Consider the following 17,327-nt stretch of genomic DNA (forward strand, 5'->3'; position numbering starts at 1 on the left):
CGATTTGCGGGCAATCGAGGCCGCGCGAGCCTGACCCGAAGGCCTCAGAAGTCGGTGATCAACGTCCCCTCGATACTCTCGGCAAACCCGCCACCGAAGGCTTTCGCCGGTGTAGCGAAACCCGACAGACGCTCACCTTCCAGCACCCGACGCGCTGCCTCCACTGCCGCGAGAGGCGTGTAGGAGTAGCCGTTCACAGTTTCGATCACAGACCGGGCGATTACTCGGTCAGCACCCATGACCTCAACAACTGCTCGGGCACGATGCGCCTCCCTTTCCTCAGACGTCGGACCATCAGGCAGTGTTGAGAGATCTCCTTCTGGAAACGCATCGCCTGAGATGTGCACGAACATCGCGATGTTCGGGATGCCAGTCGAGTGCCAGCCCGTCACCAGGTCACCAAACGATAGCGGTGCGCACAGGACCGGGCCATCACCGAAATCGAAATGACGCGGCGTGGCGTCAGGCGTGGCGATCAGCTCCCCATCGATCCTCGCCATGACCCCTGCCCCGATGATTTCACTGACGCTCATGGCCGAGCCACGTGACATCGAACCTGGGACCTGAAGCGCGATGCTCAGTGCAAAAGGCTGTTCGACACGCTTGGCGACATGCACCGCCAGCGAATCGGTCGGCACCACGTCCCAACCCACGCCGGGCAAGAGCATGACCTGATGCGAAACGGCCTCTGCGCCCAGTTGCTCGGCCAGCCGATAGACGTTGATCTCTGCGGTGATGTCCAGATAGTCGACACTGGCCTTGATACAGGCACGCATCAACGGCTCTGCGGTGTGCGCAAAAGGGCCGGCGCAATTGAGCAGGACAGAGATACCGGACAACGCGCCCACTGCATCCGCGTCGGCATCGAACACCCGAAACGGCACGTCCAGATGCGCAGCGAGTACCGCCAGACGCGCTTGATCGCGCCCGGCGATTTCGAACCGCAAGCCCAGCATTTTTGCCCGTTCAGCGGCCATGCGACCGCTATAGCCGGTGGCGCCATAGATCAGCAGCGCGCTCATTGGACGTGCTGCCATTTTTTATAAACGAATTCAAGGCTGTACCCGTCCGGGTCCAACACATTGGCGGCATAGTAATCCGGATCATAGTGCAAACGTGCACCCGGCGAGCCGTTATCGACCGCGCCCTCTTTCATGGCTGCGGCATAGGCGGCGTCCACCTCAGCCTTGCTCCTGGCAACGAAACCCACATGGGCGGCACGTCCTTCAACGACCCCCTCACGCAGCCAGAAAAACATTCGGCCATTGGCGCCGAAACCTTTGAGGTCGGGATGCCCCAGCGGGCCATCTTTGCCGTCGTAGTCCAAGCGCGCGGTAATGCCTAACGGGGTCAAGGCAGCTTCGTAGAAGCGGATGGAACGGGTGATGTCGCTTACCGACAAAAAGACATGATCCAGCATTGCGTAATCCTCAAATGGGGTAGTGGCAGGCGACTCAGATGTTGTAGCCGCCAGCGACCTCGATGGTCTGGGCATTGATCCAGCTGCCGTCCCGCGACAGCAAACTGGCGATCACGTGCGCGACGTCCTCCGGCTCACCCACCCTACCCAGTGCAGTCTGCCCCGCCAGCAAAGCCTCGAACTCGTCGTTCAAACCGCCGCCAAGTTCGGTACGGATCGCGCCGGGGGACACCGCGTTGGCGCGAATCCGTCGTTCGCCAAATTCTTTGGCCATGTAACGGGTGAGTACTTCGAGCCCGCCCTTGAACGCCGCATAAGGCGCAACACCCGCCGTGGCGACACGAGTGGTCGCGCTGGTCAGGTTGACGATACTCGCGCCGTCCGCCAGTAGCGGCAGCAATGTCTGCGTGAGGAAAAACGGGCCTTTGAGATGCACATTGAACAGGCCATCAAACTGCGCTTCGCTGACGCTGGCCAAGGGGTTGAACAGACCATACCCGGCATTGTTGACCAGGCCACTGAGGGTGGTGAGGCCCCAAATCTCCCGCAAGGCAAGTTTCACTGACTCGCGAAACCCGGAGAAACTTGTAACGTCAGCCACATCGAGCTTGAGCGCAACGGCCTTGCCTCCCGCGTGCTCAATACGCTCCACAACTGAAGCGGCTGCTTCTGGATGACTGTTGTAGGTCAGGATGACACCCATACCGCGCCGCGCAATATGCTCGGCAGCGCTGGCCCCGATGCCGCGACTCCCACCTGTAATAACAATAACGCTCATGTGCTGTTCCTCTGTGCTTCGAATCAGAACCCAGCGTACTGAGCCTTACAGACCGAAGCGCATCCGTTCCTGCTCGAAACCTGCCTGTTTCTGCTTTTTGCTTGCAGCACACAAGCGTCTGCCCTCAGCATGCATGCCATGGACAATCAACTGAACGAACTCAGGTCACTCGCGGCCAAGGCGGAAAACCGGCGTACGGAAACCGGTATTCCGCGTGTGGCCATGGTCAAGGGCAAGATCCCCGAGCACATGCTCGCGGCGGTCTATGACCCGATGATCAATGTGATTCTGCAAGGCAGCAAAAGCATGACCGTGGGCGACCGCACGCTGCGGTATGACCCCGCGACTTATTTCGTCATGTCCATCGACCTGCCTGCCGTGGGTTCGGTACACCCCGCCGAAACCGGGGAGCCTTATCTGGCTGTCAGCCTGACGCTCAACCCAACAGTGTTATCTACCCTGTTCGCCGACCTGCCCAAACCTGCCAGTCGCGTCGATCACACGCCTGGATTTTCAGTCGCGTCCATGACCACTGACCTCATGGACGCCTGGGTGCGCATGCTCAGACTCATGGGCGATCCGGCTGCCATCGCAGCGCTGGCCCCGGTCTACGAGCGAGAGATCATCTTCCGCGTGCTTCAGGGTCCCCTCGGCTGGATGCTGCGAGAGATCGCGGCGCCCGACAGCGCGATGGCCCGAGTGAACCTTGCGGTACAGTGGATTCGTCAGGACTTTGCCCAACCCATTGGCGTCGAGCGCTTGGCCGAGCGAGCGTCGATGAGCGTCTCGGCGTTTCACCGCCACTTCAAGGCCGTGACCAACCTCAGTCCGTTGCAATATCAGAAACGCGTGCGCCTGCTCCAGGCCAGAACACTGATGGTGGCGAATGCAAAGAGTGTCATGGCCGCTGCATTCGAGGTGGGGTACGAAAGCGCAACCCAGTTCAGCCGGGACTACGCAAAGGTGTTTGGGCTTCCCCCATCACAGGATGCGAGCAAAATCCATGCGCAGGTGAAAGTCACTGGAGCCGATTGAGCCGCATACCGCAGGTAACTGTGAGTGGCAGCTATTTCGCTTCGTATGGCAGTTCCCCGCAGCGCACTACGGATACTTGGCGACGCCACCAGCCTCAAATCCTATGCTTCCCAAAGTCATGGGCGGGACGTCCCGCTTCTGGCCGATAGCGGCCGCGCAAGCGGAACGCGAACAGCCCCTCTACCGTTCAAGCATAGAACTCGCACCGCGCTGACCAATGTCCATCAAGCCCAATTCCTTGATGGTGTTTGCTGCGAATTCGATGAACGCGGATACCGCCCGGGGGAGTTGACGGCGGCTGTGATAGACAAAATGCACGCCTATTGCGCCTGAAGTGTAAGCAGGGAGCACTTCTTTCAGGCGGCCTGCATCGATATGGGCAGCGCTCAGAGCGACAGGTAGCAGCGCGATGCCCAATCCGGCCAGTGCAGCCTCGAGCTGCGCAGAAGACGTATTGGCTTGAAAGGGTCCGTCCACTTCGATGGTCGCCGCTTGATTATCGACACCGCCCAGCCGCCAAGTAGTACGGGGGCCACCGTGCGAGGGTGAGGTGATGCAGTGATGGGCGCTCAATGCCGCGGACCCCAGCACCTATTTTGGCAGCAGCCCGCAAGGCTACGCGGATGGGTACACCGACTATTCGACAGTGGCCTGATCGCTCATCCCTTACGAACTTTTCCAGCACGGCCGCTGCCAACTTGGCAGCGGTCTTTTTGCGTTGAGGCCGTTTTCAAAGATGCTCGAAACCCGCCATCGCAAGCCAAGTGACGTCGCATTTCAATCATGCGTTTAAGTGCCTCGCAGGACGGTTCGATGCAGTCGAACCGTCCTCTACCCGGTCAGCTTGGATGCCCGAGAATCGGCTACGCGCGTAATGAACTCACGCACCCATCTGAAGCCGGCGTGCCCATCCGACCGCTCATGCCAGAACATGCCAATCGGAAAACCTTCCACCGGCAATGGTGGGGCTACGCACAGCAGTTGCTCGCCATGACCTTCTACGAGACGACGTGGAACCAGCGCCACACAATCCGACTCCGCGACCAACTCCGGAACTGGAAGGAATGACGACGCCGACAAAACGACGTTACGCCGCAGCCCCCGCGCGACCAAGGCGTTATCCACTGAGGTCGAGAAGCCTCCGCCGCGCAGTGACACCACGACATGTTCCAGTTGCGCGAACTCATCCACCGTCAGGTCGGCGTGCAGGCTTGGGTGCCCACGGCGCCCGATCAGCACGTAACTCTCATCATAGAGATGTTGAGACAGCAGTGCGGGCGGAGCGCCGTTCATGTTGATCACGGCCAGATCCACCTCACCGCGGGTCATCTGCAACTCTAGCTGTGGTACGTCCAGGATGCGCAGGGCGATGCGAACACCCGGTGCTTCGCGTCGCATGGCGACAACGAGATGTTTGATCAAGACCGCCTGCACGTAATCCGTGCAGGCGATTGATACCGTTAAGTTCGCCGTCGCAGGTTCGAAATTCAGGTGAGTAGTGACCGCAGCCCTCACTTGGTCAAGTGCCTGGCGAAGCGGGACGAGGAGTTCCAAGGCTTTGACGGTGGGGGTCATCCCGCGCTGCGCGGGGATCAGGAGAGGGTCGTTGAAGACGTCGCGCAGGCGGCCCAACTGTGCACTGACCGCTGGCTGGCTTAAATACAGACGGGCCGCCGCCCTGGTCACGTTCTGCTCGATGAGAAGGGCTTCCAAAGTCACAAGCAGATTGAGATCAAGGCGTCTGGTATCCATCGATCTTATGCTAGCAGGAAAATTTTGCGATTTCACAGATTGTCCGAGCCCCGCGACACTTCATCGACCTCACAGCGGAGCCGTCATTCATGTCGAAAAGAGTACTGATCATTTACGCCCATCCCGAGCCTTCGTCGCTAACGCGTCAACTGGTGGATGTGTCTGTTGAATGCCTGACTGCGCAAGGCCACGAGGTCTTGCTATCCGATCTATACGCCATGGGCTGGAAAGCAACGTTCGACGAGCACGACTTTCCTGAGCGGGCCAACCTTGAGCGGCTGTCGTTCGGCGCAGAGTCCGCCCACGCCTACCGTCATCGCCGCCAAAGCGCGGACGTGGCAGCAGAGCAGGACAAGGTTCTAGCGGCAGATGCTGTCATCTTCCAGTTTCCACTGTGGTGGTACGGCATGCCGGCCATCATGAAGGGATGGATAGATCGCGTTTGGGCGGCCGGGCTCGCCCACGGCTACAAGGACGCTGGCAATACTTACCGCTATGGTGACGGGGCCTTCAAGGGAAAGCGGGCCCTGTTGTCAGTCGCTGTCGGCGGCCCCGCAGCAGACTACTCGCCGCGCGGTATTAACGGGCCGATTGAGCAATTGCTGTTTCCGATCACGCACGGCTCACTCTACTTTCCTGGGTTCGATGTGCTGCCTACATTCGCCGTATACGGCACTGGCAACTTGACCGCCGCACAGGCTACAGCAGCCAAAGAGGCTTGGCGCACCCGTCTCAAGGATTTGTTCACCGACGCGCCGATACCTTTTCGGCCGCAAAACGGTGGGGACTACACTCCCCACAACGAGCTTAAACAGCACGTGGCCGTCGGCCAGACCGGCATAATGGTGCACATCGCTAGTGGCGAAACAGCACAGCCGCAGCCGCATGAAACGAAGGTGGCGTTATGAAAACCTTCGTGATTCTGACTCGCCGTGCTGATGGACCGGCAGAGGACTTCAAGCGACTGGCGAAACCGGAGGTATTACACGTTTGGCAAGGCTTCGCCGACGGTATTGTGCGCGCAGTCCATGGACTGGCCGCCGGTCCCGGTGCAGCGTTTGAGTTAGAGTCCACCACCTTCGAAGAGGCTCGTGAATACATCGAGGCGCTGCCTTACGTTAAAGAGAATCTGCTGCACGTGCAGTATTGTGCGCTCAAGCCCTTCTCTGACTACGAGAAGCTCGTTTCCTCTTGATTAACGATGAGCGCAGATCAGTGTTCAACCCCGTTTAAACGGCGCTGCATGCTGCGGCAGGATTTGCTCGCAGCATGCGCGCTACGCTAAGCCGCAACTCGTCGTATCCCCCGCTACCACCGGCAGCGACAATTGCGGCGCACCGGACATACAACAAGCGTCAACAGCCTTAAGCAGACGCAACCATCTCGCTCTCAATCTCAATCGCATCCGCGCCAGCCACAATGCGCTTTGGCGCGGTTGGGTCGTTCGCCGCGAGCCATATGGCCTCAGCGACGTCCCGAGCTTCGGTGACTGAGGTCAACTGCGCCCAATCGGCAAAGATCTGTTGCGCCAGCTCTGTATAGGCCTCCGGGATGCTGCCCTGCATACGCGGTTGCGCATTTTTGCCGAAGTCGGTGGTGGGCGCTCGCCCTGGCAGGACCAGGTTCACGCGAACGTTGAAGGGTTCAAGCTCAAGCGCCAGAGATTCGGTAAAGGCATTCACTGCTGCCTTGCTGGCGGTGTAGACGCTGAGCAGCGGCAGTGACTTGATCGTCACGCTTGAGGTGACGTTAATCACCACCCCGCTTCTACGCTGCCGAAACTGCGGGAGCACCGCCTGCGTCATCGCCATGGTGCCAAAGGTGTTGGTTTCAAAAATCTCGCGTATCACTGGAATCGAGATGCCTTCGAGGGCACCGAGCAAACCGATCCCGGCGTTATTGACCAGCACATCGATCGGCCCTGCGGCTTCAACGGCCTGTTGAATACTGCTCGGATCCGTCACGTCGAGGGCCAGCATACGCAGGTGCTCGGTCGCTGGCAAAAGGCCCTCGTTTGGCGTGCGCATGGTCGCGACGACCTTCCAGCCTCGCTCGAGAAAATAGTGAGCAGTGGCGAGACCAAAGCCGGAAGAACATCCCGTAATCAGCACAGTTTTCATAAGTGGTTTGCATCCCGATAGTTGACAGGGATGCAACGATAGGCTCTCGTATCCGGACTTAATATCATCTCCAGTCCACTTATCTTTCGCAGGAGTCCGAAATGCTCGACCCGCTCGCCCAAGTGGTCACGCTTCTAAAACCCGGCGCTTCGCTCTCCAAAATTGTCAGCGGTGCCGGCGCTTGGCGGGTGCGGCGCTCGGTGTCGGGTCAGCCGTTTTACTGTGCGATTCTCGAAGGTGGCAGCCGGCTGTCGGTGGCCGGGCATTCGACGATCACCTTGCAGGCCGGGGACTTTGTGCTGATCCCGGCAGCCTACGACTTCACGATGATGAGCCTTGAGCCGATGGCTGACGATGCGGTCGATACTCAGCCCGTCGAGGTGCGTCCGCGCGATATCCGCTTGGGCACCCGAGATGTCCCGCACGATGCTCAATTGTTGGTGGGCCATTGCACCTTTGGTTCGCCGGATGCGGCGTTGCTGGTCTCGCTGCTCCCGCAACTGATCCACGTGCGCGGCGCGCGCAGGTTGGCCATGCTGGTGGAGCTGGTGACTGAAGAAGCGCGGGGGCAGCGCCCAGCGCGGGATGTCATCCTGGCGCACCTGTTGGAGGTGTTGTTCATCGAAGCGCTGCGCGCCACGGCGACTGAATCCGCACCGGCCGGCCTGCTTCGCGGCCTCGGCGATGAACGTCTGGCGCTAGCGATACGCCGGATGCACGAGCAGCCGAACCGGTCATGGACAGTGACGCAACTCGCCAGGGAAGCCGCCCTCTCCCGCTCCACGTTCTTCGAACGCTTCAAACAAGCACTGGGCATGGCGCCGATGGCCTATTTACTGGCTTGGCGGATGGCGCTGGCGAAGAACCTGCTGCGTGCTCGCGACGAGAGCATGGCCGATATTGCGCAGCGGGTTGGTTACAGTTCCGTGAGTGCTTTCAGCGTCGCGTTTACCCGATATACAGGGCTGGCGCCTGGTCGTTATTCGCGGGAAAAAATCGCTGGATGAATGCACCAGCAACCAATGCCGCCAGATACGCAATAAAGCTCTGCCGCACAATCCATTTAATGCACCTTAACCTATGAACCCATAGTTCATAACTGGCGTTTGTAAGTAACCATGCAGTGTGCAAACATGGCGCCCTTCAATCTAACCACCGAAAACCAACAACAAGATCCCTTAACAACATACCCACTGCCATGCGACTCTCGATATCAAAAGTCAAGACGGAGGAAGTCCAATGACCTCGCGAGTCAATTCCAACTAACTGGCTGGCTGACTACAGGGATTGCTTCGACATGCCTTACGCTGATCATTCAAGTTCCGAATTAATTAAGGAGATGCTTCCAAGACTTTGGGCGCACGTTTGGAGATTAACCTACGACGTTGAATTGGCAGAGCAACTGGTGCATTCGGCCTGCACATTTATTGTGGAACAGGGCCTTCCGTTACCGTCTGACAAATCTCCGCGCCTCTGGTTATTTTGGTCCTTCTACCGCGCGTTACGCCGCGTGCGGGGCCACGATCGACTTGGGCGGAAAAGCTGCGACATAAAAGCGCAACCGATCCCCAAGACAGGCCTGGAGGACATGGCAACAGCTACGTTAGATGTCAGGATTGTAAATGCGACACGTCAACTTCCAAATGAACAGCGTGAAATTTTCCTGTTAGCGAATATTGAGTTTTTCAGCGTTTCGGAAGTTGCTTTTATAATGGGCATCACAGTTCGAGAAGTGATAAACGCACTTGCGACAACCCATCTGAATATGAGCCGAACGATATCGAACCATATCGATATTAAATAAATCTCTTTACGTGACTAATAACAACCTTCAAATGTTTCAGAAAATGGATCGCTATGCACTTGACTCATCAACGGATATTGCTCGCTGGAGCCACTGGATTGACGGGTGGATACCTCTTAGATCGACTGCTCAATGAACCTGCGATCGGTGGCGTATTGGCGCCGTCGCGCCGGCCGCTAGTGGCAAATCCCCAATTAGAGAATCCGGTCGGTAACTTGCGCGTTCTCCTGCCGCAACTCACCGGCCGGGTCGACATCGCCCACTGCTGCCTGGGCACCACCATCAAACAGGCCGGCTCAAAAACAGCCTTCCGCGCCGTTGACCTCGACATGGTAGTGGCGTTTGCCAAGCGGGCACGGGAGATGGGCGCGCGGCATCTGATTGTGATCAGTGCGGTTGGGGCTGATGTCAATTCCTGGGCGTTTTACAATCGGGTCAAAGGCGAAATGGAAAACGCCCTGCGCGACCAAAACTGGCCGCAACTGACCCTCTGCCGCCCGTCCCTCCTGCTGGGTAAACGCGATAAACCACGTCTGGGCGAGCAACTCGCCGCTCCCCTGACCCGGCTGATCCCCGGCAAATACCGTGCAATCGACGCCAGCCAACTGGCCCGCGCCATGTGGCAACTGACGCTGGAAGAACATCACGGCGTGCGAGTAGTGGAATCGGATGAGTTACGCAAGCTCGGCAAATAAGCATGATGACCTGATTTGGCGGGCGAGCTATCAGTCGTGATCACTCCTTGCTCTCCGGAAACAAACACCCACCGTTGCGGACCAGTGCCTTCAACTCTTCGCTCACCAGCGTGGGGTTTTGACTGAGTCGGGTCACGAACGCGTCGAGTTTCCGTACGTACGACTTCGGATCGTGCTGCGCACTCCACAGCACGATGTTGAGCACGATGGGAATGAGGTCCAAGCCTTTCTCGGTCAGCGTGTAGAAATCCTTGCGCTTGTCGTCGGGGTTGGGTGACTTCAACAGCACGCCTTGCCCCTCAAGAAAGGCAAGGCGCGAAGCGAGGACATTCGACGCGATGCCTTCTTCCGACTTCAGAAACTGGCCATACGTTTTCTTACCCACAAAAACGATGTCGCGAATGATCAACAGCGACCACCGGTCACCGAAAATTTCCACGCCATAGTTCACCGCGCAATGTGATCGAAAGTCTTCTTTGGATGATGTTTTCATGGCCGGATCTTAGCATTGCTTGCACGGTGCAAGTAAATTCCTACTGATCACTTGCGTTTTGCAAGTGAGTGGACCAGCATGGATTGCAGGTTGATCGCAGTCGTCGGATGAGTCGGCGCTTCTGAACGATCACTTCAAAGGAGCACCGACATGCACGTATTTGTCACTGGCGGGACCGGCCATTCCGGTCCGTATATCATCCGCGACCTGATCGCCGCCGGCCACGAAGTTACCGCTTTGGCCCGGTCGGCCAGTGCAGCAGAGGCAGTCACTGCGCTCGGCGCCAAGGTGCGTCGCGGTGATCTCGATGATCTCGCCGGGCTCAAGCAAGCGGCTGCCGCCGCCGACGGTGTGGTCCACGTTGCGCACCGACAAGACCTGCTCCCGGCCGGCGGGCTCGACGCTGTAGCCGCCGCGGAGCTCCAGATCATGCTCGCATACGGCGATGCCTTGGCTGGAACAGGAAAACCGCTGGTCGTGTCGGCAAGCATCGGTTCGCCAACCAACGAGGGCTGGCCTGTTCCTCGGCCACTCCAGAGCCGACCGGTTACCGAGGAGGATCCGGCTCTTTCTGCGGCGGGCGATCAATACAAGGGATCCCTGCGGGTTCGTAACATCGTGGAACTTACCGTCATCGATCTCGCCCAGCGCGGCGTGCGATCTTCAGTCGTGCGCATTCCTGAAATCATGCACAGCTCAACCGACAAGGCCGGCTTTCTTCAGGTTCTGATCGGACAAGCCAAGGAAAAGGGTGTTGCTGGCTTCTCCGGCGACGGCTCCAATCGGTGGGCGGCAGTGCATGCCCGCGACCTCGCGACCCTGTTCCGTCTGGCATTGGAGAAGAGCCCCGCCGGTAAATCCTGGCATGCGGTGGCCGAAGGGGCGATCCCGTTCCGCGAGATCGCGCAGGCCATTGGCAGCCGTCTGAACCTTCCCGCCGTGCCCATTCCTGCGGACGTCATGATGGGGCCGGGTTTCTTCGGCTTCCTCGCGAACCTGGTCACGCTGGATACGCCGGCGTCGAGTGACATCACGCGCCAGACACTCGGTTGGACCCCCACGCAGCCCGGCCTGTATGCCGATATGGACAATGGCCACTACTTCCCCGCCGCCTGAGCGAACAACAACGTTGCCATGCCGTGACCGGGTTGACCCGAGCACGGCATCCAGATCGGCAGATCCGCCGTTCAGAGACGTTGGCCAAGACCCCAACACATTTGGAGATAACACATGAGCACGATCAGCATCATCGGTTCAGGAGGCATGGCTGCGGCCATCGCCGGTCGTACTGCCAAAGCCGGATACACCGTCGAGGTGGTCAGCCGCGACCGTGCCAAGTCGCAGGCGCTGGCCGACACGCTTGCAGGCGCAGCGATCATCGGCACCTACGGAGCCGCGCCTGCCGGCGACATCGTCATTTTGGCCGTGCCGTACAACGCTGCGGCGTCGGTGGTGGCCGATTACGGCGACGCGCTCGGCGGCAAAGTGATCATCGACATCACTAACACAGCCTCGCCTGACCTCAAGGGCCTGGTCTCTCCCGCCGACAGTTCCGGTGCGCAGGAGATCGCCAGGATCGTCCCCGCCAGTGCCCAGGTCGTGAAGGCATTCAACACCCTCTTCGGCCATGTCCTGGCCAAGGGCGGTCCTCTCGACGCGTTCATCGCCGCCGACAATCCAGAGGCCAAGACGCGCGTCTCGACATTTATCAAAAGTCTCGGACTGCGTCCTCTGGATGTCGGCGGCTTGCACATGGCCCAGACGCTTGAAGCGCTCGGTCTGATGATGATCGGTCTTGCAAAAAATGGCGCAGGCACTTGGGACATTGCCCTGAATGTTGATATCGGTTGATTCACCTACCCCGCGCGCCTCACGGGTAGGCGCTCAAGGCATCTGATCAGTACGGACGCGATCAGATGCGGGATCAAAGGGAGAGATGTTGATGAACGCACAGATGAATATCCAGGTTGTTAAGGACTTCTTCAAAGCAATGGGCCACAGCGATCAGCTAGGGCTACAAGCGCTGGCGTCCGAAGATATTGAATGGATCATTCCGGGTGAACACTGGCCGCTCGCGGGCACGCATCGCGGCCACTCAGGGTTGGCAGATCTGACTCGCGAGGCTTGCGAAAAGCTGGAGACGTCCGTCATGGAGTTCCATGAATATGTGGCGCAGGGCGACCGAGTTCTGGTCGTCGGCTTCGCCAAGGGCATCATCAAAGCCACCCATAAAACGTGGGCAGACAACTGGGTGTTCGCCATTACCGTGCGAAACGGAAAGCTGACGCACATTCGCGAGTATATCGACACCCAGGCACTGGCACGGGCCTGCGAGATAGAGGCGGGTTCCGGGACTTGATGGGGGTCTGACGCTATTTGCTCCGGTCATAAGGTGGGGGTTGACGTGTCGGCTTATTGCTCCCGTCCATACCCCCCTCCTCGCCCGGCGCCCTCAGTCAGGTCGCCGGTTCCAGTCGATCCAGCGCGCGGTTCACCGCCAGTTCTCCGAGCATGATGATCTGCACGATTCCCAACAACGCGTTGCGACTCGGCCCCTCCAGCGTGCCCGCCAGATCGCCGGCCATGACATTCGCCGAGGCCAGCGATTCACACGCGTGCACTAGCAAAGTTTCAGTGTCGAAGTCGGGATTGATGACAAACATCGTGCTCGGCGTGCGGCTGCTGGCCTTGATGTTCTCAGTGTTGAGGTAATAGTCGAGGGCGCGGTCGGCGGCTTCGTGAAATTTCTTGGTGTGGGGGTTTTCGTAAGGTGATGCGTTATCGGTTTCGGGCGGGTTGGGTGTTGGCTTGAACATAGGCTGATTCTCCGTGAAGCCGCAGCCCCTTCGCGACTAAACGAGTGGGTGGCGGCTGTGTGCAGGTTAGTCGACCGGTGAGAATCAGCATTGCCGGCGCGCCGAAGCGCCCTGCGCACAGCCACCATTGAGTTCGGATAAGGAAATACCCGACTAAACGGCACTCGTGCACTTTGCTGATAACGTCGGGCGACTAAACCCGGCCACTGATGGGCAGTGACGGCAATCAAGTTACCGACCGACCGCAAGGCGAACAAGCCGGCGGATTCTGTCTGAAGCGTAGGCAATGGCACAAGTTCTTGTAGCTTTCTAGAAGTAACGCGCAGGTCGACTAAACAAGCTCGGGGCAGTGCGTTTAATCAGTGACATACCGGGGTGTTTCATAGTCCGGAATGTTGCGCTCCAAAACGGTTGCTACTGTCTCTAGAACCCGGTCATCGAATAACTAATAGAACCCCTCCCGCCAACACGGGTCTGCTCTCTGTATTACCTTAAGGAAATACAACCCATGTCCGCGCACAACAGCCTTGTCATACTCGCTCGGGGGGGCTATGCCGCTCGAGGCATGCTTTATTTGATCATCGGTATCTTCGCGTTGCTGGCCGCACATGATTCGACCAAACCGAAAGACAGCCACAGTAGCCTCGAAGCGCTGTTAAGCCAGCCATTCGGCTATTTTTTAGTTGGGTTGGTGGTGGCGGGTCTGCTTGCATTTGCCGCTTGGCGATTCCTGCAAGCGACCCGCGATGTCGATCATCACGGCACAGAAGCCAAAGGTTTGGTGATTCGTATCGGGCTGTTTGCGGGAGGTCTGGTCAACGGTGCTCTGGCGTTTTTTGCATTGGGCCTGCTCATCAGCGGCATTAAAAGCTCGGGCGATTCCGGTGGGCAAACCAAAGACTGGCTGGCGCATCTTTTGTCTTGGGAATACTCGAATCTGTTGGTGTATCTGATCGCGCTCATCCCGTTGGGTGTCGGGATCGCTCACATCATCAAAGGCTGGAAGGCGTCGTTCGAAAAGTATTTCGAGGCCGACGAAGATGTCATGCGCTACGTCCGTCCGGTGTCGCGGTTTGGTCTGATCGCCCGTGGAGTGGTGTTTATCGAGATTGCACTGCTGCTGGCAATCAGCGGTTCCACTTATCAAGCCATGAATCCACCGGGCATGAAGGAAGCCCTCGACGCACTGCAGAATCTGCCGGCCGGATGGCTGATTTTGATCGTGATGGCTTTGGGGCTGATTGCTTTCTCGGTTTACAGCTTTGCTGAAGCGTTCTGGCGCAAGATCAATATGGATGTGCCGGGTGTATTGAGAACCCCGTAATCCAATCACGGCATCCTACCCAGCACGAAATAAAGCAAGTCTCGACTGTTGATTACCCAATGTAATAAGTGAAATTCAAATTAGGGGCTCTATCGCTTTTTGCTCCAGTAATAAGATGGCGCCATCAAACCATCCCTGCTGGAGTATCTCGTGAAGAAAATCATCATCGCCACGCTGCTGGCCGCTGCCGCTAACTATGCCAATGCCGGCACGGTATTGGTCGTACTGTCGGATCAGGACCAATTGAACCTGAAAGACGGCAAGGTCATGCAGACCGGTTTCTTCCTGAACGAATTGATGCAACCGGTGCAGACGTTCATTGCGGCGGGTCAAACCGTGGTGTTTGCCACCCCTAGCGGCAAGGCGCCAACCGCCGACCAGAAATCCAATGATGTGAGCTTCTGGGGCGGCGATGAAAAGGCTCGCCAGGAAAGTCTCGCGCTGCTGGATACGCTGAAGCTGACCTCGAAAAGCAACTCGCCGGCCATCAGCTTCGCGCAGGTTCAGAAAATCGGTTACGACAAGTTCGATGCCGTATTCGTGCCTGGCGGCCATATCCCGATGCAGGACCTGCTGAAGGACAAGCAACTGGGCCAGTTGCTGACTAACTTCCATGAAAACGGCAAGATCACCGGTTTCACCTGCCACGGCACCATCGCCATGCTCTCGGCCCTCCCGGACGCGCACGGTTTTGTCTCTGCGCTGGAATCGGGCAAACAGCCGGCAGCGCCCGCCAATTGGATCTACAAGGGTTACAAAGTCACTGCCTTCACCGACGCAGAAGAAGAGCAAGCCAAAGGCTTCCTGGGCGGCGGCCATATGAAACTGTTCCCGCAGGATGGCCTGACGGCAGCCGGTGCTCAGTTCTCCGAAGCCAAGCCTTGGAGCGAGCATGTGATCGAAGACCGCGAAGTCATTTCTGGGCAGAACCCACAGTCGGCGAAGGCCGTCGCCGTGGCCATGCTGGCAAAACTGAAGCAATCCTGATCGGCCGTTCGCGCTGAAACCGGCGAGGGTGCTGCGGGCTGATTTGGCCTGGCTCCAGCACCACCGTCGGCCCCTCCTCAAGTGACTCTTAACCTTCAGACACTGGCCGCCCCGTCTCGCCCTCAGGCTTCCGGCCCATTGCACACACCCTCACCCCATTACTTTGGGTCCGAGTGAGTCAATACGATCTGCACCGTACGCAATACGTTCAGACGCCACGAGCGTGCATACGAAGGCAACACTGTATCCAGTCCCAACGCACACAGCGCAGGGTTGCTGATTAGCGTTCCTTCTCACTCTCTTGGAAGCATTGATCATGAAAAACACAAGCATCGAACACCATCAAACCAACGACGTGCCAAACCCTTCAACGCTCGGGTTTAAAACCATGGCGCTTGGCATCTACGGGGCTTATTTTGCGCTCGCCGTCATTTACTTCTGGTTCGGCGGCATGAAGTTCACGCACTACGAAGCGGTCGGGCTGGTTCCACTGGTGAGCAACAGCCCATTCCTGGGCTGGGTTTACGATGTTTTCAGCGTTGACACCTTCTCCAGTCTGCTTGGCGTCGTGGAGGTCTCGATCGGTGCACTGATTGCGGGTCGCTTGCTGTCACCGAAGCTTTCTCTGATCGGTGGCGCGCTGTCTGCAGGACTGTTTTTCACCACCTTGAGTTTCATGCTCTCCACCCCCGGCGTGATCGAACCCAGCCTCGGTTTCCCCGCTATCTCGGTCACTCCAGGTCAGTTTCTGCTTAAGGATATCGGCTTGCTTGCGGCCTCCATTTTCGTGGCCGGGCATTCGCTGACCGCGCTGGAACGACGTTAAGCCGATGATCGAGCCCCCAGGATGGCCCGAAGCAGCCAGCTGTTTTCAGGCCATCGCCCCATCGTCTCCGCCGGCCAGGTCTTTAACCCAGTCCCGAGGACTGTAGCCAGTCTTGCGTCGAAACGCGCGGGCAAGGGCCGAAGGACTTTCATAACCGACTTCGGCGGCGATCAAGGTGATGGACCGTCCCTCGCGAAGACGTTTCTGCGCCAGACTGATACGCCAGCTCAACAGATAATCGGCGGGTGTTTGCCCTACAACAGCCCGAAAATGCACGGCGTAGGCCGCGCGCGACATGTTCGATTCGCTCGCCAGTTCGGCCACGGACCACGCACGATGAGGTGCGGTCTGAATCTGCACCAAAGAGCGCGACAAGCGCGGGTCAGCCAGCCCCGCCATCACCCCGGTACGCAACTGGTGATGATCAAGCAGATGTCGAAACAACAGAATGACCAGCAGCTCGAACAACCGCTCCAGCGCGGCGTCCCGGCCACAATGCGCACCCGCCGCTTCGCCGAACATCCATTTCAGCGTGTCGGCCAGCATGGGCAGTTCATCCAGGGCCAACACCAGACAATCGGGTAGCGACGCCGAGAGCGGATTATCCACCCCGCCCTGAAACTCCATGGACGCACACAACAACTGAGCGCCCTCCGGCTCACCGGCAAATAACTGATGTCGGGTGGGACGCGGCATGAAAATGAGCGTCGGCTGGATCAGCAGCGAGCGCTTGTGATCGGCTCCCACCAAGGTCACGCTGCCAGCCTGTAACAGGTGGATAAAACCCTGTCCTCCGGCACCGTCGTAAGTCGACAGGCCGCACAGTTTGCCGTTGTAAAACAGATTGGCGCGAACGCCGAACTGCGATAACAAGGAAGACAAGCGATCCATGGGCAATCTCTTGGCGAGAAATAAACGCTCGGATCATAACAGTCGGACGGCTCTCCATCGTGGGTCAAATGCGCTCGACAACCCAATCGACTCTATAAGCGGTAGCGTGAATCGCCCGCCACCAAGGAAGTCACCATGCTCATGTCAAAACGCTTCGTCCTTCTCCCCCTCCTGCGAGGATCTATTGATCGGTCTCCGAAAAATGGAGCCATCACGCATCGCTGCTAAACGATAGGTGGCGGCTGTGCGCAGGTTAGCAGTCCGGGGAGACACGATTCCGGCGCGCTCGAAAGCGCCCTGCGCGCAGCTGCCATTGAGCGCAGGCAAGAAATACCTGACTGTCTGGAAGCCAATACGCCTCAAGTCACGACGGGCTGCTACACCCG

General features: G+C 58.4%; 21 protein-coding genes. 12 read left to right on the forward strand and 9 right to left on the reverse strand.

What is annotated here, in order from left to right:
* Positions 1-44: 44 nt before the first annotated feature.
* The 3 genes from RG836_RS08695 to RG836_RS08705 are packed head-to-tail and all read right to left on the reverse strand — an operon-like array spanning position 45 to position 2,198.
* On the reverse strand, positions 45-1,022 hold the full coding sequence (locus RG836_RS08695) for a saccharopine dehydrogenase family protein (protein WP_310844779.1): 978 nt from the start codon (positions 1,020-1,022) through the stop codon (positions 45-47).
* Entirely contained in the window at positions 1,019-1,420 is a 402-nt protein-coding gene (locus tag RG836_RS08700; RefSeq protein ID WP_310844780.1) for a VOC family protein, read from the reverse strand. Before RG836_RS08700 ends, RG836_RS08695 begins: the two co-directional genes overlap by 4 nt.
* Positions 1,421-1,454: 34 nt before the next feature.
* Positions 1,455-2,198: an SDR family NAD(P)-dependent oxidoreductase gene (locus RG836_RS08705; protein ID WP_310844781.1), complete on the reverse strand. Its 744-nt coding sequence runs from the start codon at positions 2,196-2,198 to the stop codon at positions 1,455-1,457.
* 138 nt (positions 2,199-2,336) lie between these two features.
* Between RG836_RS08705 and RG836_RS08710 the strand changes: the two genes are divergently transcribed.
* Positions 2,337-3,233, forward strand: a complete 897-nt coding sequence (locus tag RG836_RS08710; protein ID WP_310844782.1) for an AraC family transcriptional regulator — start codon at positions 2,337-2,339, stop codon at positions 3,231-3,233.
* Between the two features lie 180 nt (positions 3,234-3,413).
* On the opposite strand, the gene RG836_RS08715 is transcribed toward RG836_RS08710, so the two are convergent.
* Both RG836_RS08715 and RG836_RS08720 read right to left on the reverse strand, forming a co-directional pair.
* Complete coding sequence (locus tag RG836_RS08715) at positions 3,414-3,806, reverse strand: LysR substrate-binding domain-containing protein (protein ID WP_310844783.1); 393 nt, start codon at positions 3,804-3,806, stop codon at positions 3,414-3,416.
* Positions 3,807-4,064: 258 nt separating this feature from the next.
* Positions 4,065-4,985, reverse strand: coding sequence for a LysR family transcriptional regulator (locus tag RG836_RS08720; protein ID WP_310844784.1), 921 nt, complete (start codon positions 4,983-4,985; stop codon positions 4,065-4,067).
* A gap of 89 nt (positions 4,986-5,074) precedes the next feature.
* Here RG836_RS08720 and RG836_RS08725 point away from each other — a divergent pair, with 89 nt between their 5' ends.
* Together RG836_RS08725 and RG836_RS08730 are read left to right on the forward strand one after the other, a co-directional pair.
* Entirely contained in the window at positions 5,075-5,893 is an 819-nt protein-coding gene (locus RG836_RS08725) for an NAD(P)H-dependent oxidoreductase (RefSeq protein ID WP_310844785.1), read from the forward strand.
* Positions 5,890-6,180, forward strand: coding sequence for a hypothetical protein (locus tag RG836_RS08730; RefSeq protein WP_310844786.1), 291 nt, complete (start codon positions 5,890-5,892; stop codon positions 6,178-6,180). The genes RG836_RS08725 and RG836_RS08730 overlap by 4 nt, the downstream gene beginning before the upstream one ends.
* Before the next feature lie 169 nt (positions 6,181-6,349).
* Here the strand turns inward: RG836_RS08730 and RG836_RS08735 are convergent, their stop codons facing one another.
* Complete coding sequence (locus RG836_RS08735) at positions 6,350-7,105, reverse strand: SDR family oxidoreductase (RefSeq protein ID WP_310844787.1); 756 nt, start codon at positions 7,103-7,105, stop codon at positions 6,350-6,352.
* A gap of 101 nt (positions 7,106-7,206) precedes the next feature.
* On the opposite strand from RG836_RS08735, the gene RG836_RS08740 reads away from it, so the two are divergent.
* From RG836_RS08740 to RG836_RS08750, 3 genes are all read left to right on the forward strand, one after another.
* A complete protein-coding gene (locus RG836_RS08740; RefSeq protein ID WP_310844788.1) occupies positions 7,207-8,112 on the forward strand; it encodes an AraC family transcriptional regulator in 906 nt (301 codons plus the stop codon).
* Between the two features lie 290 nt (positions 8,113-8,402).
* Complete coding sequence (locus RG836_RS08745) at positions 8,403-8,909, forward strand: RNA polymerase sigma factor (protein WP_310844789.1); 507 nt, start codon at positions 8,403-8,405, stop codon at positions 8,907-8,909.
* A gap of 53 nt (positions 8,910-8,962) precedes the next feature.
* On the forward strand, positions 8,963-9,604 hold the full coding sequence (locus tag RG836_RS08750; protein WP_310844790.1) for a Rossmann-fold NAD(P)-binding domain-containing protein: 642 nt from the start codon (positions 8,963-8,965) through the stop codon (positions 9,602-9,604).
* Between the two features lie 40 nt (positions 9,605-9,644).
* Here RG836_RS08750 and RG836_RS08755 read toward each other — a convergent pair whose 3' ends face one another.
* Complete coding sequence (locus RG836_RS08755; protein ID WP_310844791.1) at positions 9,645-10,097, reverse strand: winged helix-turn-helix transcriptional regulator; 453 nt, start codon at positions 10,095-10,097, stop codon at positions 9,645-9,647.
* A gap of 150 nt (positions 10,098-10,247) precedes the next feature.
* Between RG836_RS08755 and RG836_RS08760 the strand changes: the two genes are divergently transcribed.
* The 3 genes from RG836_RS08760 (at position 10,248) to RG836_RS08770 (ending at position 12,456) form a co-directional block, all read left to right on the forward strand.
* Positions 10,248-11,213 carry an SDR family oxidoreductase gene (locus tag RG836_RS08760; protein WP_310844792.1) on the forward strand — a complete coding sequence of 322 codons (966 nt, stop codon included), beginning with the start codon at positions 10,248-10,250 and terminating at the stop codon, positions 11,211-11,213.
* A 114-nt stretch (positions 11,214-11,327) separates the two neighbouring features.
* Positions 11,328-11,948 carry an NADPH-dependent F420 reductase gene (locus RG836_RS08765; RefSeq protein ID WP_310844793.1) on the forward strand — a complete coding sequence of 207 codons (621 nt, stop codon included), beginning with the start codon at positions 11,328-11,330 and terminating at the stop codon, positions 11,946-11,948.
* 91 nt (positions 11,949-12,039) lie between these two features.
* Positions 12,040-12,456 carry a nuclear transport factor 2 family protein gene (locus tag RG836_RS08770; RefSeq protein WP_310844794.1) on the forward strand — a complete coding sequence of 139 codons (417 nt, stop codon included), beginning with the start codon at positions 12,040-12,042 and terminating at the stop codon, positions 12,454-12,456.
* A gap of 97 nt (positions 12,457-12,553) precedes the next feature.
* On the opposite strand, the gene RG836_RS08775 is transcribed toward RG836_RS08770, so the two are convergent.
* Positions 12,554-12,913: a DUF6124 family protein gene (locus tag RG836_RS08775; RefSeq protein ID WP_310844795.1), complete on the reverse strand. Its 360-nt coding sequence runs from the start codon at positions 12,911-12,913 to the stop codon at positions 12,554-12,556.
* Positions 12,914-13,421: 508 nt separating this feature from the next.
* On the opposite strand from RG836_RS08775, the gene RG836_RS08780 reads away from it, so the two are divergent.
* From RG836_RS08780 to RG836_RS08790, 3 genes are all read left to right on the forward strand, one after another.
* Positions 13,422-14,237: a DUF1206 domain-containing protein gene (locus RG836_RS08780; RefSeq protein ID WP_310844796.1), complete on the forward strand. Its 816-nt coding sequence runs from the start codon at positions 13,422-13,424 to the stop codon at positions 14,235-14,237.
* Between the two features lie 150 nt (positions 14,238-14,387).
* Positions 14,388-15,224, forward strand: coding sequence for a type 1 glutamine amidotransferase domain-containing protein (locus tag RG836_RS08785; protein ID WP_310844797.1), 837 nt, complete (start codon positions 14,388-14,390; stop codon positions 15,222-15,224).
* 316 nt (positions 15,225-15,540) lie between these two features.
* Positions 15,541-16,050, forward strand: coding sequence for a YkgB family protein (locus RG836_RS08790; RefSeq protein WP_310844798.1), 510 nt, complete (start codon positions 15,541-15,543; stop codon positions 16,048-16,050).
* Positions 16,051-16,095: 45 nt separating this feature from the next.
* On the opposite strand, the gene RG836_RS08795 is transcribed toward RG836_RS08790, so the two are convergent.
* The gene (locus RG836_RS08795) at positions 16,096-16,941 is read right to left on the reverse strand and encodes a helix-turn-helix transcriptional regulator (RefSeq protein WP_310844800.1); all 846 of its coding nucleotides are present in this window, start codon (positions 16,939-16,941) and stop codon (positions 16,096-16,098) included.
* Positions 16,942-17,327 lie beyond the last annotated feature (386 nt).

The sequence above is a fragment of the Pseudomonas rhizozeae genome (genome assembly GCF_031583775.1).
GTDB lineage: Bacteria > Pseudomonadota > Gammaproteobacteria > Pseudomonadales > Pseudomonadaceae > Aquipseudomonas.